Here is a 21551-nt window from a genome sequence, read left to right on the forward strand (position 1 = left end):
CTTTTGGGACGCGGAGCGTCCCTTGCTGCATTCCCACGCAGAGCGTGGGAATGATCAGTTAGAGGGTTTCGCCGCCGCCTGCCACAAAATCTCGGCAATCCCCTGACGTTTGGCAATCACCCGCGCCACTACAAACAACACATCCGACAACCGATTGATATACGCCAGGCCGACCCCGGCCAACGGCTCAATCGCGTTCAGATGCTGACACCGCCGCTCGGCACTGCGCGCCAGGCTTCTGCACACATGGGCTTGGGCAATCAGCGCCGAACCGCCCGGCAAAATGAAATTCTCCAGCGGCCCCAACTCTTCATTCCACACATCGATGGCCGCTTCCAGCCGTTCGATTTCCGCGACATTGAGCGCCTGATACACCGGCATCGCCAGTTCGCCGCCGAGGTCGAACAACCGATGCTGACACGGGGCCAACACTTCGATCACTTCCTGCAAGCCTGGATAAGTGGCGCTTTGCGCGGCCAATCCGGCGAGTAATACGCCGACCTGACTGTTCAGCGTATCGACTTCGCCAATGGCCTCGATCCGCGGGTGATCCTTGGGCACGCGGCGGCCATCGCCCAGGCCGGTTTCGCCTTTGTCGCCGGTGCGGGTGTAAATCTTCGACAAGCGAAAGCCCATGGGTTACCTCGGTAGCTGATTGAGTTCTTGGGAGACGAGCGGGGTGCCCGCCAACGGCAGGCGCAAGGTGAAGCAGGTGCCTTGGCCGAGGGTCGATTGCACTTCCATCTGGCCCTTGTGGTTGTTGGTGATGATGAAATACGACACCGACAGCCCAAGGCCGGTGCCCTGGCCGATTTCCTTGGTGGTGAAGAATGGCTCGAAGGTGCGTTTGCGCACGTTCTCGCTCATGCCGATGCCGTTGTCCTCGACCTGGATTTCTGCCCACGGTGGATTGAGCTTGGTGCGCAGGATGATCCGCCCGGGTTCGCGGTCGTCTCCCCGTTGGTGGATCGCCTGGGCCGCGTTTTTCAGCAAATTGAGCAGCACCTGCTCCAGTTCGTTGGCGGTACCGGGCACCGGGCCCAGCGCCGGGTCGAACTGGCGAATGATCGCCTGACCCTTGAAGTCGAAGCCGATGGCCAGGTCGAAGTCATTACCGGCGATTTCCACCGCTTGATCGATCAGCGCCGGCAGGTCGCACGGGGCCATTTGCCGGGTGCTGCGGCGGCTGAAGCTGAGCATGTGCGTGACGATTTTTGCCGCCCGCGCGCCGGCCTGCTGGATGCCATCGAGCAACTGCGGGACTTCCCGCGCTTGCAGGTACTGATTGACCGTTTCCAGCTCGATGCCGACGTGCTCGGCCTGTTCGAGGTTCTTCGGCAGGTCCGGGGACAGCCGTCGACGGATGTTTTGCACGTTGTGCAGGATCGCGCCCAACGGGTTGTTGATTTCGTGGGCCATACCGGCGGCGAGGCCACCGACCGAGAGCATTTTCTCCGACTGCACCATCATTTCTTCCAGGGACAGGCGCTGGGTGATGTCATCGATTCGAATGACCACGCCACGCCCGGCACCGCCCATCAACGGGTAGAAAGTCAGGGCGTAGTGCTTGGCTTCATCGTCCTTGATCCAGGTGACGCGCTCGATCTTGGCCACGGTGTGCTGCTCGACGGTTTGCTTGAGCTGCGGCAGAAATGGCTTGAGCGGTTCGAAGGCGAGGAAGATCGGCTGGTTCAGCGCTTCATCCAGGCGCGTGCCGGACAGGGCGCTGGCCTCCTGATTCCACTGGGTCACGTAGAGCTGCTCATCGAGGGCGATCAGCGCCGAGGGCATGGAGTCGATGATGCTGTTGAGGTAGTTCTGGAACCCGGTGAGTTTCTTTTCGATCTTGCTCCGCACCTGGACTTCCAGCTCCAGCTTGCGGTTGGTATGGCGGGTTTCTTCTGCCAGGCCCTGGGCCTGATCGTAAGCGGCCTGGGAATCGTCCCGGGCGCGTTTGAGTTGCTGCTCCCGGGCTTCAATGCGCGAGAGCATGGTGTTGAACGCCTCGGCCAGGCTGCCGATTTCGTCATGGTTGCCGCGAGAGGCGCGCAGGGCGTAGTTCTCTTCTCGGGTGACCTGTCGGGACAGTTCTTCGAGTTCGTGGATGGGGCGGGTGATCAGGCGTTTGATCTGCCGGGCGATCACCAGCCACAGCAGCACACTGAAGATCAGGATTCCCAAACTTGCGGTCAGGGTCCCGGTATAGAACGCCACCGGCAGTTCGCTGCTCGCCACCAGCAGCAGGTGGCCCGGCTCGGTGCCGGGGCGGGGCAGGGTGATGATTTGATTGCTGCGAAATTCCGTGGCTTGCCACGCTTCGATATGCCGGTAGCGCTCCGGCAACTTGAGTTTCTCGCCGTGCTGCAACTGCGCCAGACGCACGCCGTCACCGTCATACAGCGCCGCTGCGCGCAAAGGTGAATAGCTGTTGAGTTCGTTGAGCAGGCGCTCGGCGCTTTGCGGCGACTTCAGTGCCTCGGCCACCAGGCTCGGGTTGGACACCAGTCGCCCGATGGTCTGCAGGGCCTGGGGCGCCATGCTTTCCTGGGAAATGTAGTACGCGGCGCTGATGAACGTCAGGTTGGCGACCAGCAGGACAGTGATCAACAGCACCAGCAGGGCGGCCAGCAGTTTCTGGCCGACGGGAAGGTTTTCGAGGCGCTGGCGCAGTGGCATCAGGTTCATCGCTGCAAAGGAACAAGTGGCCAGCGTAGCCGCTGCTCAGTCGCTGGGCAATCCAAGGCTGTGCAGATGGGCGATCAGTCGCTGCTGTAATTGATGCAGATGCGGCAGGTGCAACTGGTGTCGCGCCGCGACTTTGCAGACATGCCCCAATAGATAGCTGATTTCGGTGCGGCGCTGATTGGCAACGTCCTGGTACATTGAGGAGTAATTGGCGGCGGTGGCGTGGATCACCCGTTCCACTTCCTGCTGGAGATCTTCGGCGGCGGCTGGTTGGCCGCAACGCTCGAGCAATTCGGTGAGTTCGGCGCAGAGGGTGGCGACTTCGCAGTGGTGCTGCTGCAACCCGCCGTTGCGACAATCGTGCAGCACGGTCAGTGGGTTGATCGCGCAATTGAGCGCGAGCTTTCGCCACAGGCGTGTCTGGATGTCGATGCTCCACTCGTGGGGAATCCCGGCGGCGGTCAGGTCGTCCAGCCAGATCGGTGCCACCGGATGGCCGGCATCCCCCAGCCAGGTGTAGCCGTGGCCGGCGAACACCACGCGCCAGTCGCCATCGCGAAACGCGCCTTCGGTGCTCGAGGCGCTGATGCAGCGTGCCTGGGGCACTTTGGCGGCGACGGCATCCTGACTGCCGAGGCCATTCTGCAACAGGATCAGCTCGGCGCCCGGTGTGAGGCGCGACGCCAGTCGGGCCACGGCGTTCTCGGCGTCGTAGGCTTTACAGGCGACCAGCAGGCGGTTGATCGGCTTGCCGCTGTCAGGCGTTTCGCCGGGCACCGCATAGGTTTTCGCTTCGCCGTGCTCCACCAGTGTCAGACCGCCAGCGGACTGATACGCCTGCAAGCGTTGCTCATCGCGCAGAATTAGCCGAACCGGAACACCGGCCCGCGCCAGACGGGTGGCCCACAACATGCCGAGACTGCCGGCGCCCAGGACATGCCAGGTGGTGGACATCAGCTTTTTGCTCGGTTTGAGGCTGGCATGTGCGGCTCGCAGTATCGGTTGGAAAAGACCCGTTATAATGAGCCCGATTTTAACCGCAAGCCAAGCGCGCTCCATCGTGATCGAGCGCGCCTTTTTATTGGAGAAACTACATGCCGTCGTTCGACGTGGTATCCGAACTGGACAAACACGAAGTCACCAACGCGGTCGAGAACGCCGTCAAGGAACTCGATCGTCGTTATGACCTGAAAGGCAAGGGCTCCTTCGAGTTCAAGGAAAAGGACCTGGCCGTCAACCTGACCGCTGAAGCCGACTTCCAGCTCGAAGCGATGATCGAAATCCTCAAGCTGTCCCTGGTCAAGCGCAAGATCGACGTGCAGTGCCTTGAAGTCAAGGACGCCTACGCCTCGGGCAAGCTGATGAAGCAGGAAGCCGTGCTCAAGGAAGGCATCGATAAGGAGCTGGCGAAGAAAATCGTCGCCCACGTCAAGGACGCCAAGCTCAAGGTCCAGGCCTCCATCCAGGGCGAGCAAGTGCGCATCACCGGCAAGAAACGCGACGATTTGCAGGAAGCCATTGCAGCCCTGCGCGCCAAGACGTTCGACATGCCGCTGCAGTTCAACAACTTCCGCGACTGACCTTTAACGCGGGAACCTCCTGGCGTTTTCGGCGTCCGAGGCCCCAGCAATGGCAGAAACGATCAAATTCCTATGGGTATGGTCTTTTCTGCCGCTTATTTTTCGCGTGCCGGATGGCCGGAAATCAGGAGAAAGTAGATGGATTTGAATAGCGAAGTGGACAATCTGGTCAAGGCATCGCAAGCCTGGATTCCGATGATCATGGAATACGGCAGCCGCGTCTTGCTGGCGGTGATTACCCTGGCCATCGGCTGGTGGCTGATCAATAAGGTCACGCAAAAGCTCGGCGGCTTGCTGGCCCTGCGTAACGCCGACCTGGCGCTGCAAGGTTTTATCAGCAGCCTGGCCAACATCATTCTCAAGGTGCTGCTGATTGTCAGCGTCGCTTCGATGATCGGCGTGGAAACCACTTCGTTCGTCGCGGCGATCGGTGCGGCTGGCCTGGCCATCGGCCTGGCATTGCAGGGCAGCCTGGCCAACTTCGCCGGCGGCGTGCTGATTCTGCTGTTCCGTCCTTTCCGTATTGGTGACTGGATCGAAGCGCAAGGTGTGGCCGGTACGGTCGACAGCATCCAGATCTTCCACACCGTGCTGCGTACCGGTGACAACAAAACCATCATTGTCCCGAACGGCAACCTGTCGAACGGCATCATCACCAACACCAACCGTCAGCCGACCCGTAAAGTCGTGTTTGATGTGGGCGTGGATTACGAAGCGGACTTGCAGAAGGCCCGTGAAGTGTTACTGGAACTGGCCAAGGATGAGCGCATTATGGCCGAACCGGCTCCTCAGGCCGTTATTTCGACCCTGGGTGACAGTTCGATCACTGTGTCCCTGCGAGTGTGGGTCAAGACTGCGGATTACTGGGATGTGATGTTCATGTTCAATGAACAATCCCGTGATCGCTTGAAGACTGCCGGTATCGATATCCCGTTCCCGCAGCGAGTTATTCGTGTGGTTCAGGAAGCAACGCCACAGTAACGGTGCTTTTTTTAACTTGGCTGTTCGGTCAAGTTAAAACCGTGAACCCGAGAGTCGATAAGGCTCTTGGGTTTTTTTATGGTTGTCGTTAATAAAAGATAGCTTCCTAATGTTATTAGTTGAAGTTAATTAGCTTGCTTGCGAAGTTGCCGTGCAACCGGCATAAAAAAACCGCCCACCTGAAACAGGTGAGCGGTTTTTGTTAGAGCAGAGCTCTACAGTACGACCGGTTTACATCCTGATTACAGGATGGTCAGCGGGTACTCAACGATCAGACGCACATCGTTGTTGTCTGCGGTGTAGTCGGCGTTATAGGCACCGTTTGCACGATAAATCGCGCTACGCAGGCGGAACGACAGATCCTTGGCCGGACCTTCCTGGAGAACGTACTTGGTTTCGAAGTTGAACTCGTGTTCCTTACCTTCGGTATCGGAAGACGTCTTGATGTTGTCGCCGTATACGTAGCGAGTCATGAAGCTCAGGCCAGGAACGCCGTAGGTTTTCATGTTCAAGTCGTAGCGAGCCTGCCACGAACGTTCGTCAATACCGATAAAGTCGGAGATCTGGATGGAGTTGGCTACGAAGATCGTGCCGTTACCGTCCACGCCGTACAGGTAGTTGGTGTCGCCAGTCGAACGCTGGTGAGCAATGGTGAATTTGTGCGCACCAATGCTGTAGGCCGCCGCGAGGCTCCACAGTTTGTTGTCGAGATCGCCGTACAGCTCTTGACCCTGGGACTTGGTCTTGTAGCCGTTGAAGTCGATGTTCAGCGACTGTTCGTCATTGATCGGGAAGGTGTAGTTGGCGTTGATGTACTGCTTCTTGAAGTAGTCATCAACGTCGGATGCAGCCACACCAGCAACGAAGTTATCGGTGAACTGATAGGTTGCGCCAGCGATGTTGGCACTGGTCAAGCCCGGGGTGTGCTTGCCGTTGATGCTGTCCTTGCCCATGCCGGTTTGCGAGCTCAGGGCTGTGAAACGACCAGCGCTGACTTCCAGGCCTTTGATTTCCTTGCTGGTGATCAAGGTGCCTTCAGCGACTTCTGGCAGCAGACGGCTGTCATCGGTAGCGAATACAGGGCTGGCAACGAATTGACGGCCGTATTTCAGCGTGGTGTCGGAGAGGCGGAATTTAACAGCTGCGCCACCTTTGGATTGGGTGTTCTCAGGGTTGCCTTCGCTGTCGGTAGCGAACAGGCCGTTACCAGCGCGGCCCGAGCCGCCATCCAGCTTGGCGGTGCCCCCGAGGAAGCCATCAAGGCCAAACCCGATAGTGCCTTCAGTGAAGCCCGATTCGTAGGTCAGCAGTTCGCTGATACCGGTGTCCTGGCGATAACCGCTTTTGAAGGTATTTGGCCCCGTTGAAATGTTGCCAGCGCCATTACGGAAGTCGCGGTTCATGTACTCAATACGGGTTTTTGCTGTCAGATGACTATCTTCAACAAAACCTTTAGCGTCGTCCTGGGAGGACGCGATTGCGAACTGCGAGGTGCCTGCTGAAACAGCCAGTGCGATCATGCTCCACTTCATCACGCGCATCGTGATTTGCTCCTTTGGTTTTTAGAAGAGTACTGCCGTCCCACCTGTTTTATTATCTGGGCGGCTCTTTCTTTTTGTGTCGGCGCAAACTTATATCACGCCGACAATGTTGGCGATACTTGCGCATCTAACCTTTCAGCTTCTTTACGACACTGTCGCAAACAGCTTGGTAGATGTCGCAAATTTACAACCTCGATGCAAGCGGATTAACAACTTAGGCGCTGTTTTCCAAAGCTTTAGCGTCGATAAAAAGAGTCCCTGGTGAAACGTTTGAATCTCCATCGGGCAACCCTGCCGCTGTTTTTATTTGCCTTCAAGGCTCCCACTTCCAGCGGGGCACTTGTAGACCATATGGGTGTGAATGCAACAAGCGTGCTCAAACCAGAATTCTGTTGCCGTTTTTTTCTACTGGCACGCTTGTCTCTGTAAAAACCTCATAAAGCCGGGGGTTCCAAGCGCCTTTTGTTTGCGCTTGACGCCATCCACGGCATTGTGTTGCACGCTGATGACAATTGCGCGACCACAAAAAACGTTACCGGTTCACCCCGTAAGTGAGTAATTGGCGGATCCCCGACGGCCTGAGCGTAGACGCGATGTGCGGTTTTGGTGCAAAAAATTTCAATCGCTGTGCTGAATTCATACAGCAGGGTCGATGGCTCAGTGGGAACGGGTGAGGGTTCATGGGTCACTTCAGCATTTTTCGTAGCGTGGTCGGTTCTGTAATGGTGCGCTCCGGCGAAAAATGTCTCATGACGGGGCGTTGTTCCGTGCGGCTGGCTGGGCTGAAGGTTGTGCAATAAGGTTCGTCGTGAAGCCCGGGTCATTCGCAGGTATGCTGCGGTCCTGTCGCTTGGCGCGCAGCCTCCGGGGAGCGGCGCTAAGCTGAAAATGATGAAACAGGCGGGAGTGCGCACAGTGTTCGCTTTAGATCCACGACTTCAACAAGACACCTTACCCATCGGCGATTTCCCTCTGTGCCGGTTGCTCTTGTCCAACGATTCGAACTACCCCTGGTTCATCCTGGTACCGCGCCGCGAAGATATCAGCGAGTTGTTTCAGTTAGATGTCGCCGATCAGCAGCAGCTGTGGCAGGAAACCACCGCGCTGGCGGAAATGCTCAAGGATTCGTTCGACGCCGATAAGTTGAACGTTGCCGCGTTGGGTAACGTCGTCAGTCAGTTGCATATGCACGTGATAGTGCGCAAACGCGAAGATGCCGCCTGGCCCGCCCCGGTCTGGGGCAAACACCCGGCCAAGCCCTACAGCGCCGAGCAGGTCGTGGCGATCCGCGAACGGCTGCGCCTGGTCTTGACCGATCACTTAACGTTTCTGGAGGGCTGAGCCATGGGCCTGGAAGAACGCGTCAACGATCTGGAAAGCCAACTGGCGTTCCAGGACGACACCATTCAGTCACTGAACGATATCCTGGTGACGCAGCAGCGGGCGGTCGAACGCCTGCAACTGCAAATGGCCGCGCTGCTGCGGCGCCAGGAAGAAATGGCCGGCCAGTTCGAGTCCTCCGAAGAAGAGGCGCCGCCGCCACACTATTGAGTGGACGACAAAACGCCGGGCAATAAAAAACCGCGAACAGCCAGGCTGTTCGCGGTTTTTTTATCGCTGGGAATCAGCGACGGGGCAGTGCGGCAATCACATCTTCGGCTTGCAGGCCTTTATCGCGATTCATCACGGAGAACTCCACGCGCTGGCCTTCGACCAGGACGCGGTGGCCTTCGCCACGAATAGCCCGGAAGTGCACGAAAATATCATCGCCGGAATCCCGGGAGATAAAGCCGAAGCCTTTGGACGTGTTGAACCACTTGACGGTGCCGGTATCGCGGTTGCTCATGTCATAGCTTGGCGAGGAGGCGGCCGGTGACGATTTGTAGAAGCTGATGGCCAGGTGCAGGAGCACGGCGACCAGGGTAACAACGAGACTGAACAGGACCGCGGGTTGACCGGCGATAACCGGCATTGGCGCGATCAGCGTCAGGGTTTGCAGCACGACAGCCAGGACCAGCAGGGCGCTGACCAGGTTTTGCAGTTGGTGACGAGGACCTTTGTTCCAGTAAGGGATAACCGGAGCGAGGGTCAGGTTGAGCAGGCCGAAAAAGGCCAGGTACAGCGCATCGGGTTGTTGCAGGTAAGGTACCGCTTCGGATCGCAGGCTAGGGATGAAGGACAGCAGCAAAGCAGCTGCGCCCATTAGCAGGTGGACGATTTTCAACATTTTGATTGACTCACGTTAAGACGGATCACAAGGAAGAGCTGATTGAGCACGGTTCGCTTCAGAACAATAAGAGGCGGTGGACACGTACCCGCTACCAGCCTATGCGCCGCACCCGGAAAAATAGGGCATGGCGACACGCTGCCTATTTAACAGCAAAGCCTGCGGCTACTCAAATCAGGCAGGCCGGCGGTGCCCCCGTGGTCGATTTGTCGCAGCTCGACTGGCCATCCAGGGCTGCAGGGTGTGGACAGCCTTGCTACAGTGGTCCTGCACTTGTCGGATGAATTTCATCACCTTTAGGGGATAAGCATGGCAATCGATATCGGTATCAGTGAAGAGGATCGCAAGTCCATCGTCGACGGGCTGTCGCGGCTGTTGTCGGACACTTATGTGCTTTATTTGAAAACCCATAACTTCCACTGGAATGTCACGGGGCCCATGTTTCGTACCCTGCACTTGATGTTCGAGGAGCAATACAACGAGCTGGCCCTGGCGGTCGATTCGATTGCTGAGCGCATTCGTGCATTGGGCTTCCCGGCACCCGGTGCCTATTCGGTGTATGCGCGTCTTTCTTCTATTAAGGAAGAAGAGGGCGTACCGAGTGCCGAAGACATGATCAAGCAATTGGTCGACGGCCAGGAGGCCGTGACCCGCACGGCCCGCGGGATCTTCCCCTTGCTGGACAAGGTTAGCGACGAACCCACCGCGGATTTGCTGACTCAGCGCATGCAGGTTCACGAAAAAACCGCGTGGATGTTGCGCTCATTGCTCGATCAGTAACCGCGAAGGTGCGCGGATGACGTCGGGGAGCGTTGTTCGCGCACGGCTTTTTCTCTCAGCCAGAAGCCCTTTCAGCTAAAGAAAATACCCCGTTTTTTGTAGGAAACGGTCCGGCGTAGGACCGTGTCCATGATCCTCTCCCAGCTGTTGGCTTATCCTACGTTGATGGTCAAAAAGTCATCTGGATATAACTTTGCACCTGCGTTTTGATAAGGGCACAGGAGGTTGCTCTTATCGAAACCAGGGATGACAAAGGAGTGTCAGCGGTATGGTTTATGGAGAAAGTAGAAGCGAGTGGAGGCCTGGTGCGCAACCGGCTATAAAGGTTGACCCGTTCGTCAGTGAATTCGATATGGGGCTGGCCAGGCCGTTATCCCGATCGGTGCGCTTGAACGGTTTTGCGACTTGCCTGCGGCTTGAGCAGGTCTATTGGGAAATCCTGGGCGAAATGGCCACGCTCAATGGTTGCTCCGTCAGTGCACTGTTGTCCCACGTGGATCGCGAGGTGCATTTGCGTCATGGCGGGGTGAAGAATTTCACCGGGCTGGTGCGCGTTGTCTGCGTCGTACACAGCTTGAAGTAGTGCACGTTCCTCCCGTGGCTCATGCCGCAGCGGGTGGTATGTCGGCCTGTGCAGTCTTACGGCTGCACAGGCTGCATTTAATGGATATAATCCCGCTCTTTGCCGCAAAACCCAGTGTAAGCGGTAGCAATCTGATCGCCGAGACAACCCCCATGCCGATGTACGACTATCAATGTGCTTCCTGTGGTCATCAGTTGGAAGCCATTCAAAAGATCAGCGCAGCACCGCTGGTCGACTGCCCTGCATGCCAGGCGCCAGAGCTCAAGAAGATGCTGTCCATGCCGGGCTTCCGCCTCAGCGGCACCGGCTGGTACGAAACCGACTTCAAGACCGGTTCCAAGAAAAATCTGGCCGGCGGCGACAAAGCTGACTAGGGTCTGGACCCTGAGTTGAACGACACGAGTGAGCTCTTGCAGCATCTGCAAGGCCTCCAACCGAATTTCGATTACGAGAAGTGAAACCACTACCATGATGCGCAGCCATTATTGCGGCCAACTGAACGAAGCCCTGGAAGGCCAGGAAATTACCCTTTGCGGATGGGTTCACCGTCGCCGTGACCACGGTGGGGTGATTTTCCTCGATATCCGTGATCGTGACGGTCTGGCCCAAGTGGTATTCGATCCGGATCGCGCCGAGAGCTTCGCCGCCGCCGATCGCGTGCGCAGCGAATACGTCGTCAAGATCACTGGCAAGGTGCGTCTGCGTCCGGCCGGTGCCACCAACGCCAACATGGCGTCGGGCATGATCGAAGTGCTGGGCTACGAGCTTGAAGTGCTGAACGAATCGGAAACCCCGCCGTTCCCGCTCAACGAGTTCTCCGACGTTGGCGAAGAAACCCGCTTGCGTTATCGCTTCCTCGACCTGCGTCGCCCGGAAATGCTCGAGAAGCTGCGCCTGCGTTCGCGCATGACCACCAGCATCCGTCGCTTCCTGGACGAGAACGGCTTCCTCGACGTCGAGACGCCGATCCTGACCCGTGCCACGCCAGAGGGCGCTCGCGATTACCTGGTGCCGAGCCGTACCCACGCCGGTTCCTTCTTCGCCTTGCCGCAATCGCCACAGCTGTTCAAGCAACTGCTGATGGTTGCCGGCTTCGACCGCTACTACCAGATCGCCAAGTGCTTCCGTGACGAAGACCTGCGCGCTGACCGCCAGCCGGAATTCACCCAGATCGACATCGAGACCAGCTTCCTCGATGAAAAAGAGATCATGGCCATCACCGAACAAATGATCCGCAACCTGTTCAAGGAAGTGCTGGATCTGGAATTCGGTGACTTCCCGCACATGACCTTCGAAGAAGCCATGCGCCGTTACGGTTCCGACAAGCCAGACCTGCGTAACCCGCTGGAACTGGTTGACGTTGCCGACCAGCTGAAAGAAGTCGATTTCAAGGTGTTCAGCGGCCCGGCCAACGACCCGAAATGCCGTATTGCCGCCCTGCGCGTTCCAGGCGCTGCGAGCATGCCGCGCAAGCAGATCGACGATTACACCAAGTTCGTCGGCATCTACGGTGCCAAGGGCCTGGCGTATATCAAGGTCAACGAGCGCGCCAAAGGCGTCGAAGGCCTGCAGTCGCCTATCGTCAAGAACATCCCTGAAGCCAACCTCAATGTGATCCTCGATCGCGTTGGCGCGGTTGACGGCGACATCGTGTTCTTCGGTGCCGACAAAGCCAAGATCGTCAGCGAAGCCCTGGGCGCGCTGCGGATCAAGGTCGGTAACGACTTGAACCTGCTGACCTGCAAGTGGGCGCCAATGTGGGTCGTCGACTTCCCGATGTTCGAAGAGAACGACGACGGCAGCTTCACCGCCTTGCACCACCCGTTCACCGCGCCGAAGTGCACCCCGGAAGAACTGGAAGCCAACCCGGCGACCGCGCTGTCCCGTGCCTACGACATGGTCCTGAACGGCACCGAGCTGGGTGGCGGTTCGATCCGTATCCACCGCAAGGAAATGCAGCAGACCGTATTCCGTCTGTTGGGTATCAATGAAGCGGAACAGGAAGAGAAATTCGGCTTCCTGCTCGACGCCCTGAAATACGGCGCGCCGCCGCACGGTGGTCTGGCTTTCGGTCTGGACCGTCTGGTGATGCTGATGACCGGCGCCCAGTCGATCCGTGAAGTGATCGCTTTCCCGAAAACCCAGAGCGCGGCTGACGTCATGACGCAGGCTCCGGGTGCTGTAGATGCCAAGGCATTGCGCGAATTGCACATTCGTCTGCGCGAAACGCCAAAGGCTGAGTAAGGCTGACCCTGAAGGCGCATCCTGATGGGGTGCGCCTTTTTTACAGGTCGAGATTTTTTGTTGCTGGCTGGCGCGAAGACGCGCAGCGGGCAATGTTTCAAAGAGAATTCGGAGCGAGATATGGCGGGTCATTCCAAGTGGGCGAACATCAAGCACCGCAAAGAACGTCAGGATGCCAAGAAGGGCAAGATTTTCACCAAGTGGATTCGTGAGCTGACCGTTGCGGCCCGTCAGGGCGGTGGCGATCCAGGCTCCAACCCGCGTCTGCGCCTGGCGCTGGACAAAGCCCTCGGCGCGAACATGAGCCGCGACATCATTGATCGCGCGGTGGCCCGCGGTGCCGGCGCTGCCGATACCGACGACATGGTCGAACTGACCTACGAAGGCTACGGCCCGGGCGGCGTGGCGGTGATGGTCGAGTGCATGACCGACAACCGTAACCGCACCGCAGCCGCTGTGCGCCACGCGTTCAGCAAATGCGGCGGCAACCTCGGGACTGACGGTTCGGTGGCGTATCTGTTCGAGCGCAAGGGGCAGATTTCCTTCGCCCCGGGCGTTGATGAAGACGCGCTGATGGAAGCGGCCATGGAAGCCGACGCCGATGACGTGGTCACCCACGAAGACGGCTCGATCGACGTGTTTACTTCGTTCGCCGGGTTCTACTCCGTGCGTAACGCGCTGGAAGCTGCCGGCTTCAAGGGCGATGACGCGGAAATCGTCATGCTGCCGACCACCAGTGCCGAACTGGACCTGGAAGGCGCCGAGAAGGTCCTCAAGCTGATCGACATGCTCGAAGACCTGGATGACGTGCAGAACGTCTACTCCAACGCGGATATCCCGGAGTCGGTTGCCGCACAGCTCGGTTGATGCATTTATAAAGATCGCCGCCTTCACAAAGCCCTACGCTAAACCTGTAGGAGCGGCCGAAGGCTGCGATCTTTTGACTTTAAGATCGAAAATCAAAAGATCGCAGCCTTCGGCAGCTCCTACACGGTTATCCTCAGCCAACCGCGATCTCCTTTTGCAGGCGTTATGACTTTAATCCTTGGTATCGACCCCGGTTCGCGCATCACCGGGTATGGCGTGGTACGTGATACCGGGCGCGGTTGCGTCTACGTGGCATCGGGTTGTATTCGCACCGGTTCCGGCGAGTTGCACGAACGCTTGCAGATCGTCTACCGCGGCGTGCGGGAAGTCATCCAGACCTACGGCCCGGTGACCATGGGCATTGAAAAAGTCTTCATGGCCCGCAACGCCGACTCCGCGCTGAAACTCGGCCAGGCTCGCGGCGCGGCCATTGTCGCCGGCGCCGAGGAAAGCCTGGAAATCGCTGAGTACACCGCGACTCAGGTCAAGCAAGCGGTGACCGGTACCGGCGCAGCGAATAAAGAGCAGGTGCAAATGATGGTCATGCACATGCTGAAACTGACCAGCAAGCCGCAAATCGATGCCTCGGACGCCCTGGCTATCGCCATATGTCATGCGCATACCCGTTCCAGCCTGTTGCCTCATGGCTTGGGAACTGCACGCAGTCGTGGCGGGCGCCTGCGTCTCTGATAGCATCAGCAATCATTTTTACGGGATGAGGGTTTTGCGCCTGTGTCGTCGGCGCAAAACCATTGTCCTGTCAGTCGCCAGCACCTGCCTGGCCAACGCTCAAGGATTCGAAACGTGATTGGACGCTTGCGCGGCACCCTGGCTGAGAAACAGCCGCCGCACCTGATTCTGGATGTAAACGGCCTGGGGTATGAGCTGGAAGTGCCGATGACCACGCTGTATCGCTTGCCGTCGGTCGGTGAACCGCTGACCTTGCACACCCATTTAGTCGTACGCGAAGACGCGCAGTTACTCTATGGTTTCGCCAGTAAGCGTGAGCGAGACTTTTTTCGCGAGTTGATTCGTCTCAATGGTGTAGGGCCGAAGTTGGCCCTGGCCCTGATGTCGAGCCTGGAAGTCGATGAGCTGGTGCGTTGCGTTCAGTCCCAGGACACCTCGGCGTTGACCAAGGTGCCAGGCGTTGGCAAGAAGACGGCCGAACGTTTGCTGGTGGAACTCAAGGATCGCTTCAAGGCCTGGGAAACCGTGCCGGCGATGTTCGCCCTGGTGCCGAACCAGCCGGGTGGGCTGGATGCGCCAGCCCCGACGGTCAACGCCGAGAGTGATGCGATCAGCGCGCTGGTCTCCCTGGGCTACAAGCCGCAGGAAGCCAGCAAGGCGATTACCTCGATCAAGGAGAAAGGCTTGAGCAGTGAAGACCTGATTCGTCGTGCCCTGAAGGGAATGATTTAAGTGATTGAAGCTGATCGTCTGATTGCCGCCACCCCTGGCCCGCGTGACCGCGAGGAAGTCCAGGACCGGGCGATTCGTCCCCTCAGCCTGGCCGAGTACATTGGCCAGCCGACCGTTCGCGAGCAAATGGAGTTGTTCATCCAGGCCGCCCGTGGCCGTAACGAATCCCTGGATCACACGCTGATCTTCGGCCCGCCGGGCCTGGGTAAAACCACCCTGGCCAACATCATTGCCCAGGAAATGGGCGTGTCGATCAAAAGCACCTCTGGCCCGGTCCTCGAGCGTCCGGGTGATTTGGCGGCGCTGCTGACCAACCTTGAACCTCATGATGTGCTGTTCATCGACGAAATCCATCGCCTGTCGCCCATCGTCGAAGAAGTGCTGTACCCGGCCATGGAAGATTTCCAGCTCGACATCATGATCGGCGAAGGCCCGGCCGCGCGTTCGATCAAGCTCGATCTGCCGCCGTTCACCCTGGTCGGTGCGACCACCCGGGCCGGCATGTTGACCAACCCGTTGCGCGACCGTTTCGGCATTGTGCAGCGCCTGGAGTTCTACAGCACCGCCGACCTGGCGACCATTGTCATGCGTTCGGCGAACATCCTCGGCCTGCCGCTGGACCCGGAGGGCGCTTTCGAAATCGCTCGCCGCGCCCGTGGCACCCCGCGGATCGCCAACCGCTTGCTGCGTCGCGTGCGGGATTTTGCCGAAGTCCGCGCCAAGGGCCACATCACCAAACCGATCGCCGACCTGGCCCTGAACCTGCTGGATGTCGACGAACGTGGCTTTGATCACCAGGACCGGCGTCTGCTGTTGACCATGATCGAGAAGTTCGACGGTGGCCCGGTCGGTGTCGACAGCCTCGCGGCCGCCATCAGCGAAGAGCGCCACACCATTGAAGACGTGCTGGAACCCTATCTGATCCAGCAAGGCTATATCATGCGTACCCCGCGGGGGCGGGTCGTCACCCGGCACGCCTACCTGCACTTCGGTTTAAACATTCCGTCACGATTGGGCGAGATGCCCGTGGTAGACGAGTTCCTTGATGCAGTAGACGATTAATCACCTTTGCGGGCTGACCGATTGACGGTTTGTGTGGTCCTAGGGGCTCACATGACGAATCTTTCACTAGAAAGCCGCAGAACAATGAAAAACAGTTGCCTCGCCGGATTGGCAACCTGAGGAGTAAGCACTAGAGTATGCGCGCGCAAAACGGGCTTGGGCCGTTCGCACATCGTTGTCGCGTTTATTACGAGGACACCGATGCGGGCGGCATCGTGTATTACGTTAATTACCTCAAGTTTATGGAACGGGCTCGAACCGAGCGGCTCCGGGAACTGGGCTTTGCCCAATCCCAGCTGGCAGGGGAGGACCTGTTGTTCGTCGTGCATTCCAGCGAAGCGCGTTACCACGCGCCGGCGCGACTGGACGACGAGCTGCTGGTAAGCGCTGAAGTAATCGAATTGAACCGTGTCAGCCTGCGCTTTAAACAGCAGGTCAGGCGGGCTACGGATAATGCGCTGCTCTGTGAAGGGCAGTTTTTGGTGGCCTGTGTGCGCACTAACAGTTTGAAACCCCGGGCCATTCCCGAAGCTCTACGTGCGGCCTTTGCCGACGTGAGCGGCGCGGGTACACACTCAAAGCAGGAGATAAAGCGTGGAAGCTAACGTCGTCGACCATTCCTCCATGTGGAGCCTGGTCAGCAATGCCAGCGTCGTGGTGCAGTTGGTAATGCTGATTCTGGTAGCCGCATCGGTGACCTCGTGGATCATGATCTTTCAGCGCAGCAACCTGCTGCGCGCCGGTCGACGTGCCCTGGAGAGCTTTGAAGAGCGCTTCTGGTCGGGTATCGACCTGTCCAAACTCTACCGTCAGGCCGGCAGCAACCCTGATCCGGATTCGGGCGTCGAGCAGATCTTCCGTGCCGGTTTCAAGGAATTCTCCCGTCTGCGCCAGCAGCCAGGTGTTGACCCGGAAGCAGTCATGGAGGGCGTGGCCCGTGCCATGCGCGTCGCCATTTCCCGCGAAGAAGAAAAGCTCGAACAGAGCCTGCCGTTCCTCGCCACCGTCGGTTCCGTCAGCCCGTACATCGGCCTGTTCGGTACGGTCTGGGGCATCATGAACTCCTTCCGTGGCCTGGCAACTGCCCAGCAAGCGACCCTCGCCACCGTAGCTCCAGGTATTGCCGAAGCACTGATCGCCACCGCGATCGGCCTGTTCGCGGCCATCCCGGCCGTTATCGCTTACAACCGTTTTGCTGCTCGCAGCGAAACCTTGCTGGGCCGTTACTACACCTTCGCCGACGAATTCCAGGCGATCCTGCACCGCAAAGTGCACACCAGCGAAGAATAAGCAGGTAATTTCCAATGGCTTTAATCGCTCGAGCTCGCAAAAAGCGCAAGCCGGTCGCCGAGATGAACGTGGTGCCATACATCGACGTGATGCTGGTACTGCTGGTCATCTTCATGGTGACCGCGCCGATGCTCAATCAGGGCGTGAAAGTTGATCTGCCCAAGGTTTCCAGCGAAGCCTTGCCGCAGGACAACAACACCCAGGTCCTGACCATTTCGATCAAGTCTGACAAGACCTACTACTGGAACCTTGGCAGCGAAGTCGACACCGAAAAGCAGCAGGACAAGGCCATGACCTTGCCGCAGATGACCAGCGCCGTGACCAAAATCATTAGCGCCGGCAACGATAACGGCAAGCGCACCCAGGTCTTCATTCGTGGCGACAAGACCGTCGACTACGGTTCGGTCATGGGCGCCATGGGCGGGTTGCAGAAGGCCGGAGTCGGTAATGTTGGCTTGATTACCGAGGCGCCCTGATGCAGCAACAACGAGAGCCAACAGCCTCGGAAAGCTACTTCTGGCCTAGTGTCTGGGCGATTGGCTTGCACGTGCTGGTTTTCGGCATGCTGTTTGTCAGTTTCGCCATGACGCCTGAGTTGCCGCCGGCCAAGCCGATTGTCCAGGCGACCCTGTACCAGCTGAAATCGAAAAGTCGGGCGACCACCCAGACCAATCAGAAGATTGCGGGTGAAGCGCAGAAATCTGCTGCGCGCCAGACCGAAGTCGAACAGATGGAACAGAAGAAGGTCGAGCAGGAAGCGGTGAAGGCTGCGGAACAAAAGAAAGAAGAAGCGGCTCAAAAAGCCGAGGAAGCCAAGAAGGCCGACGAGTCCAAGAAGTCTGAGGAAGCAAAAAAGGCTGATGAAGCCAAGAAAGCCGACGAAGCCAAGAAGACCGCCGAAGCCAAAAAGGCCGAAGAGAAACAATTGGCTGATATAGCCAAGAAGAAATCTGAAGAAGAAGCCAAGAAGGCTGCTGAAGAAGAGGCCAAGAAAGCGGCCGCTGAAGAAGCGAAGAAAAAGATCGTCGAAGACGCGAAGAAGAAAGCCGCGGACGACGCCAAGAAAAAAGCTGAAGCTGAAGAGGCGAAGAAAAAAGTCGCCGACGAAGCGAAGAAGAAAGCTGCCGCCGATGCTGCGAAGAAAAAATCGCAGGATGCGGCACGTAAATCGACCGAAGACAAAAAGGCCCAGGCCTTGGCCGATTTGCTTTCCGACACGCCGCAGCGTCAGCAGGCGTTGGCCGATGAGCAGGGTGACGAAGTCGCCGGCAGTTTCGATGACCTGATTCGTGCTCGTGCAGCAGAAGGCTGGGCTCGTCCACCTTCGGCCCGCAAAGGCATGACGGTCGTGTTGCAAATCGGCATGTTGCCGGACGGTACGGTGACTTCGGTCAGCGTTTCCAAGTCCAGTGGCGATGGTCCGTTTGACGCGTCTGCTGTGGCAGCGGTCAAGAATATTGGACGTTTGACAGAAATGCAGGGAATGAAAACGAGCGATTTCGCTCCGTATCGTTCATTCAAGATGACATTCACACCTGAGGATCTAGCCTTGTGAGAAACCTTCTTCGAGGAATGCTTGTCGTTATCTGCTGCCTGGCAGGGATGGCGGTAGCAGATGAAAAAAACATTCTGGTCACCAGCGGCAGTGATCGGGCCACCCCGATCGCGGTAGTGCCGTTCGGTTTCCAGGGCGGTGCCGTCCTGCCGGATGACATGGCTGAAATCATTGGTAACGATTTGCGCAACTCGGGTTACTACTCGCCGATTCCAAAGCAGCAAATGATCAGCCAGCCAAGCCAGGCCAGCGAAATCATTTTCCGTGACTGGAAGGCGATCAGTGCCCAGTACATCATGGTCGGCAACATTGTTCCTTCGGGCGGTCGCCTGCAGGTCCAATACTCGCTGTTCAACGTTGCTACTGAGCAGAAAGTGTCGGAAGGCAGTGTCTCCGGTACGCCTGAACAGTTGCGCGACATGGCGCACTACATCGCTGACCAGTCGTTCGAAAAGCTCACCGGTATTAAAGGTGCTTTCTCGACTCGCCTGTTGTACGTGACCGCCGAACGCTTCTCCGAGAAGAACACGCGCTACACGCTGCAACGTTCGGACTACGACGGTGCTCGCGCCGTGACCCTGCTGCAATCGCGCGAGCCAATCCTGTCGCCGCGTTTCGCACCGGATGGCAAGCGCATCGCTTATGTGTCGTTCGAGCAGAAGCGTCCGCGCATCTTCATGCAGAACATCGACACCGGTCGCCGTGAGCAGATTACCAACTTCGAAGGCCTGAATGGCGCGCCAGCCTGGTCGCCGGATGGCAATCGCCTGGCATTCGTCCTGTCGAAAGACGGCAACCCTGACATCTATGTGATGAACCTGGGTTCGCGTCAGATCACTCGCGTCACCAACGGTCCCGGTATCAACACCGAACCGTTCTGGGGCAAGGATGGTTCGACCATCTACTTCACCTCCGACCGTGGCGGCAAGCCACAAATCTACAAGACCAGCGTCGGTGGTGGCGGTGCGGAACGTGTGACTTTCATCGGTAACTACAACGCGAATCCGAAACTTTCGGCCGATGAAAAGACCCTGGTGATGATTCACCGCCAGGATGGCTTCACTAATTTCAAGGTGGCGGCCCAGGATTTGCAGCGCGGAAGCGTAAAAATCCTCACTGATAGCACTCTGGACGAGTCGCCTACTGTTGCGCCCAACGGCACCATGGTAATCTACGCCACCCGCCAGCAGGGCCGGGGAGTCTTGATGCTCGTGTCCATTAATGGACGCGTAAGGCTCCCGCTTCCTACCGCACAAGGCGAAGTCAGAGAACCTTCCTGGTCCCCTTACCTGAACTGACGCGGCGCTACACGTTTTACTTAACACACTGGGGTTCATTAGGAGTTTCACGATGGAAATGCTGAAGTTTGGTAAATTTGCTGCGCTGGCTCTGGCCATGGCTGTAGCTGTAGGTTGCTCGTCCAAAGGCGGCGACAATGCCGGTGAAGGCGCTGTTGATCCAAACGCTGGTTACGGCGCTAACACTGGTGCAGTTGACGGCTCCCTGAGCGAAGAAGCTGCTCTGCGCGCAATCACCACTTTCTACTTCGAATACGACAGCTCGGACCTGAAGCCAGAAGCCATGCGCGCTCTGGATGTTCACGCTAAAGACCTGAAAGCAAACGGCGCTCGCGTTGTTCTGGAAGGCAACACCGACGAACGTGGTACTCGTGAGTACAACATGGCACTGGGCGAGCGTCGTGCGAAAGCCGTTCAGCGCTACCTGGTACTGCAAGGTGTTTCCCCAGCTCAGCTGGAACTGGTTTCCTACGGCGAAGAGCGTCCAGTTGCTACCGGCAACGACGAGCAGTCCTGGGCTCAAAACCGTCGCGTCGAACTGCGTAAGTAATTCGTCATGCGAACGTGCCGTCGTGCTGTAACTGTTTTGGCTCTCAGTCTCGCACCGCTTGCGGTGTGGGCTGCGGTTCCTGTGGTCGATGACAACTCCGGTTATAACAATAGCGGGAGCAGTTATCCGCCTGCGGGTTACGGTACGAACGGCGCCTATGCCGGGGGAGGGGTTTCGGCCCCTGTCTCGGCACAGGGCGAGCTGTTCAACCAACTGCAATCCATGCAGGAGCAGATCTCACGCCAACAGGGTGTGATCGAAGTTCTGCAAAATGATGTAGCGCGCATGAAGCAAGAGAACCTGGAGCGATACCAGGATCTTGATCGGCGCATAGGATCCGGCGCTGCACCGGCCGCGACTCCTGATAATTCTTCCACCAGTGGCACGTTGAATGCCCCTGGTGCAGCAGCCGCTGCAGGCGCAAGTGCGGGAGCGGCTGCCGCTCAAGCCCCTGCGGCCAGTAGCGAACCGGGTGATCCGGCGAAGGAAAAACTGTATTACGATGCAGCCTTCGACCTGATCAAAGCCAAGGATTTCGACAAGGCCAGTCAGGCTTTTGCCGCTTTCCTGCGCAAATACCCGAACAGCCAATACGCGGGCAATGCCCAGTACTGGTTGGGCGAAGTCAATTTGGCCAAAGGCGATCTGCAAGGTGCAGGTCAGGCATTTGCCAAGGTTTCGCAGCTGTACCCCAAGCACGCCAAAGTGCCTGACTCGCTGTACAAGCTGGCTGATGTAGAACGCCGCCTCGGTCACAACGACAAGGTCAAAGGCATTCTGCAGCAGGTAGTGTCGCAATATCCGGGCACTTCCGCAGCTCAGTTGGCTCAACGCGATCTGCAACGCATGTAAGCTGGCTTGACCTCAATTGAAGAAACCCGCGCTT

General features: G+C 58.0%; 24 protein-coding genes. 19 read left to right on the forward strand and 5 right to left on the reverse strand.

From position 1 onward, the window contains the following. Positions 1-54 precede the first annotated feature (54 nt). Genes HKK53_RS27745 through HKK53_RS27755 form a run of 3 tightly spaced genes read right to left on the reverse strand, consistent with a single transcriptional unit; the run spans position 55 to position 3639 of the window. Positions 55-636, reverse strand: coding sequence for a cob(I)yrinic acid a,c-diamide adenosyltransferase (locus HKK53_RS27745; protein WP_169373399.1), 582 nt, complete (start codon positions 634-636; stop codon positions 55-57). Positions 637-639: 3 nt separating this feature from the next. Beyond that, complete coding sequence (locus HKK53_RS27750) at positions 640-2676, reverse strand: sensor histidine kinase (protein WP_169373400.1); 2037 nt, start codon at positions 2674-2676, stop codon at positions 640-642. 45 nt (positions 2677-2721) lie between these two features. Next, the gene (locus HKK53_RS27755; protein ID WP_169373401.1) at positions 2722-3639 is read right to left on the reverse strand and encodes a putative 2-dehydropantoate 2-reductase; all 918 of its coding nucleotides are present in this window, start codon (positions 3637-3639) and stop codon (positions 2722-2724) included. A 140-nt stretch (positions 3640-3779) separates the two neighbouring features. On the opposite strand from HKK53_RS27755, the gene HKK53_RS27760 reads away from it, so the two are divergent. Together HKK53_RS27760 and HKK53_RS27765 are read left to right on the forward strand one after the other, a co-directional pair. Then, positions 3780-4265, forward strand: coding sequence for a YajQ family cyclic di-GMP-binding protein (locus tag HKK53_RS27760; RefSeq protein ID WP_133838103.1), 486 nt, complete (start codon positions 3780-3782; stop codon positions 4263-4265). Between the two features lie 138 nt (positions 4266-4403). Then, positions 4404-5246: a mechanosensitive ion channel family protein gene (locus tag HKK53_RS27765; protein WP_169373402.1), complete on the forward strand. Its 843-nt coding sequence runs from the start codon at positions 4404-4406 to the stop codon at positions 5244-5246. Positions 5247-5488: 242 nt separating this feature from the next. Here the strand turns inward: HKK53_RS27765 and HKK53_RS27770 are convergent, their stop codons facing one another. Next, positions 5489-6787 carry an OprD family porin gene (locus tag HKK53_RS27770; RefSeq protein ID WP_169373403.1) on the reverse strand — a complete coding sequence of 433 codons (1299 nt, stop codon included), beginning with the start codon at positions 6785-6787 and terminating at the stop codon, positions 5489-5491. A gap of 915 nt (positions 6788-7702) precedes the next feature. Here HKK53_RS27770 and HKK53_RS27775 point away from each other — a divergent pair. Then, on the forward strand, positions 7703-8128 hold the full coding sequence (locus HKK53_RS27775) for an HIT domain-containing protein (protein WP_169373404.1): 426 nt from the start codon (positions 7703-7705) through the stop codon (positions 8126-8128). A gap of 3 nt (positions 8129-8131) precedes the next feature. After that, positions 8132-8338 carry a SlyX family protein gene (locus HKK53_RS27780; RefSeq protein WP_169373405.1) on the forward strand — a complete coding sequence of 69 codons (207 nt, stop codon included), beginning with the start codon at positions 8132-8134 and terminating at the stop codon, positions 8336-8338. 73 nt (positions 8339-8411) lie between these two features. Here the strand turns inward: HKK53_RS27780 and HKK53_RS32825 are convergent, their stop codons facing one another. Continuing rightward, positions 8412-9014, reverse strand: coding sequence for a cold-shock protein (locus tag HKK53_RS32825; RefSeq protein ID WP_169373406.1), 603 nt, complete (start codon positions 9012-9014; stop codon positions 8412-8414). Positions 9015-9323: 309 nt separating this feature from the next. Between HKK53_RS32825 and HKK53_RS27790 the strand changes: the two genes are divergently transcribed. The 15 genes from HKK53_RS27790 (at position 9324) to ybgF (ending at position 21517) form a co-directional block, all read left to right on the forward strand. Beyond that, positions 9324-9794, forward strand: coding sequence for a Dps family protein (locus HKK53_RS27790; RefSeq protein WP_054045005.1), 471 nt, complete (start codon positions 9324-9326; stop codon positions 9792-9794). Positions 9795-10062: 268 nt separating this feature from the next. Further along, positions 10063-10377, forward strand: a complete 315-nt coding sequence (locus HKK53_RS27795; protein ID WP_169373407.1) for a ribbon-helix-helix domain-containing protein — start codon at positions 10063-10065, stop codon at positions 10375-10377. A gap of 152 nt (positions 10378-10529) precedes the next feature. Then, positions 10530-10751: an FmdB family zinc ribbon protein gene (locus tag HKK53_RS27800; protein ID WP_010457489.1), complete on the forward strand. Its 222-nt coding sequence runs from the start codon at positions 10530-10532 to the stop codon at positions 10749-10751. Between the two features lie 94 nt (positions 10752-10845). Continuing rightward, positions 10846-12621 carry an aspartate--tRNA ligase gene (gene aspS / locus HKK53_RS27805; protein WP_169373408.1) on the forward strand — a complete coding sequence of 592 codons (1776 nt, stop codon included), beginning with the start codon at positions 10846-10848 and terminating at the stop codon, positions 12619-12621. 120 nt (positions 12622-12741) lie between these two features. Further along, positions 12742-13488, forward strand: coding sequence for a YebC/PmpR family DNA-binding transcriptional regulator (locus HKK53_RS27810; protein ID WP_008072427.1), 747 nt, complete (start codon positions 12742-12744; stop codon positions 13486-13488). 165 nt (positions 13489-13653) lie between these two features. Beyond that, the gene (gene ruvC, locus HKK53_RS27815; RefSeq protein ID WP_008147379.1) at positions 13654-14178 is read left to right on the forward strand and encodes a crossover junction endodeoxyribonuclease RuvC; all 525 of its coding nucleotides are present in this window, start codon (positions 13654-13656) and stop codon (positions 14176-14178) included. Between the two features lie 114 nt (positions 14179-14292). Beyond that, positions 14293-14910, forward strand: a complete 618-nt coding sequence (ruvA, locus tag HKK53_RS27820) for a Holliday junction branch migration protein RuvA (RefSeq protein ID WP_169373409.1) — start codon at positions 14293-14295, stop codon at positions 14908-14910. Next, the gene (gene ruvB, locus HKK53_RS27825) at positions 14911-15972 is read left to right on the forward strand and encodes a Holliday junction branch migration DNA helicase RuvB (protein WP_133838095.1); all 1062 of its coding nucleotides are present in this window, start codon (positions 14911-14913) and stop codon (positions 15970-15972) included. A 137-nt stretch (positions 15973-16109) separates the two neighbouring features. After that, a complete protein-coding gene (ybgC, locus tag HKK53_RS27830; protein WP_169373410.1) occupies positions 16110-16577 on the forward strand; it encodes a tol-pal system-associated acyl-CoA thioesterase in 468 nt (155 codons plus the stop codon). Next, positions 16567-17262, forward strand: a complete 696-nt coding sequence (gene tolQ / locus HKK53_RS27835) for a protein TolQ (protein WP_092278810.1) — start codon at positions 16567-16569, stop codon at positions 17260-17262. Before ybgC ends, tolQ begins: the two co-directional genes overlap by 11 nt. A 23-nt stretch (positions 17263-17285) precedes the next feature. Next, positions 17286-17738 (forward strand): protein TolR, encoded by a 453-nt coding sequence (tolR, locus tag HKK53_RS27840; protein WP_163914819.1) that lies wholly within the window; start codon positions 17286-17288, stop codon positions 17736-17738. Beyond that, positions 17738-18817: a cell envelope integrity protein TolA gene (gene tolA / locus HKK53_RS27845; RefSeq protein ID WP_169373411.1), complete on the forward strand. Its 1080-nt coding sequence runs from the start codon at positions 17738-17740 to the stop codon at positions 18815-18817. Before tolR ends, tolA begins: the two co-directional genes overlap by 1 nt. A gap of 47 nt (positions 18818-18864) precedes the next feature. Beyond that, on the forward strand, positions 18865-20115 hold the full coding sequence (tolB, locus tag HKK53_RS27850) for a Tol-Pal system beta propeller repeat protein TolB (protein WP_429515782.1): 1251 nt from the start codon (positions 18865-18867) through the stop codon (positions 20113-20115). A 52-nt stretch (positions 20116-20167) separates the two neighbouring features. Then, the gene (pal, locus tag HKK53_RS27855; RefSeq protein WP_003178634.1) at positions 20168-20665 is read left to right on the forward strand and encodes a peptidoglycan-associated lipoprotein Pal; all 498 of its coding nucleotides are present in this window, start codon (positions 20168-20170) and stop codon (positions 20663-20665) included. Positions 20666-20671: 6 nt separating this feature from the next. Next, positions 20672-21517 (forward strand): tol-pal system protein YbgF, encoded by an 846-nt coding sequence (gene ybgF, locus HKK53_RS27860; protein ID WP_169373413.1) that lies wholly within the window; start codon positions 20672-20674, stop codon positions 21515-21517. Positions 21518-21551: the final 34 nt, after the last annotated feature.

The sequence above is a fragment of the Pseudomonas sp. ADAK7 genome (genome assembly GCF_012935675.1).
Taxonomy (GTDB): domain Bacteria; phylum Pseudomonadota; class Gammaproteobacteria; order Pseudomonadales; family Pseudomonadaceae; genus Aquipseudomonas.

Bases quoted from the DNA above. Each gene is read 5' to 3' on its own strand.
- HKK53_RS27745 (WP_169373399.1), bottom strand. From the start codon at position 636: ATGGGCTTTCGCTTGTCGAAGATTTACACCCGCACCGGCGACAAAGGC.
- HKK53_RS27750 (WP_169373400.1), bottom strand. From the start codon at position 2,676: ATGCCACTGCGCCAGCGCCTCGAAAACCTTCCCGTCGGCCAGAAACTG.
- HKK53_RS27755 (WP_169373401.1), bottom strand. From the start codon at position 3,639: ATGTCCACCACCTGGCATGTCCTGGGCGCCGGCAGTCTCGGCATGTTG.
- HKK53_RS27760 (WP_133838103.1), top strand. From the start codon at position 3,780: ATGCCGTCGTTCGACGTGGTATCCGAACTGGACAAACACGAAGTCACC.
- HKK53_RS27765 (WP_169373402.1), top strand. From the start codon at position 4,404: ATGGATTTGAATAGCGAAGTGGACAATCTGGTCAAGGCATCGCAAGCC.
- HKK53_RS27770 (WP_169373403.1), bottom strand. From the start codon at position 6,787: ATGCGCGTGATGAAGTGGAGCATGATCGCACTGGCTGTTTCAGCAGGC.
- HKK53_RS27780 (WP_169373405.1), top strand. From the start codon at position 8,132: ATGGGCCTGGAAGAACGCGTCAACGATCTGGAAAGCCAACTGGCGTTC.
- HKK53_RS32825 (WP_169373406.1), bottom strand. From the start codon at position 9,014: ATGTTGAAAATCGTCCACCTGCTAATGGGCGCAGCTGCTTTGCTGCTG.
- HKK53_RS27790 (WP_054045005.1), top strand. From the start codon at position 9,324: ATGGCAATCGATATCGGTATCAGTGAAGAGGATCGCAAGTCCATCGTC.
- HKK53_RS27795 (WP_169373407.1), top strand. From the start codon at position 10,063: ATGGTTTATGGAGAAAGTAGAAGCGAGTGGAGGCCTGGTGCGCAACCG.
- HKK53_RS27800 (WP_010457489.1), top strand. From the start codon at position 10,530: ATGCCGATGTACGACTATCAATGTGCTTCCTGTGGTCATCAGTTGGAA.
- aspS (WP_169373408.1), top strand. From the start codon at position 10,846: ATGATGCGCAGCCATTATTGCGGCCAACTGAACGAAGCCCTGGAAGGC.
- HKK53_RS27810 (WP_008072427.1), top strand. From the start codon at position 12,742: ATGGCGGGTCATTCCAAGTGGGCGAACATCAAGCACCGCAAAGAACGT.
- ruvC (WP_008147379.1), top strand. From the start codon at position 13,654: ATGACTTTAATCCTTGGTATCGACCCCGGTTCGCGCATCACCGGGTAT.
- ybgC (WP_169373410.1), top strand. From the start codon at position 16,110: ATGCGCGCGCAAAACGGGCTTGGGCCGTTCGCACATCGTTGTCGCGTT.
- tolA (WP_169373411.1), top strand. From the start codon at position 17,738: ATGCAGCAACAACGAGAGCCAACAGCCTCGGAAAGCTACTTCTGGCCT.
- tolB (WP_429515782.1), top strand. From the start codon at position 18,865: ATGGCGGTAGCAGATGAAAAAAACATTCTGGTCACCAGCGGCAGTGAT.
- pal (WP_003178634.1), top strand. From the start codon at position 20,168: ATGGAAATGCTGAAGTTTGGTAAATTTGCTGCGCTGGCTCTGGCCATG.
- ybgF (WP_169373413.1), top strand. From the start codon at position 20,672: ATGCGAACGTGCCGTCGTGCTGTAACTGTTTTGGCTCTCAGTCTCGCA.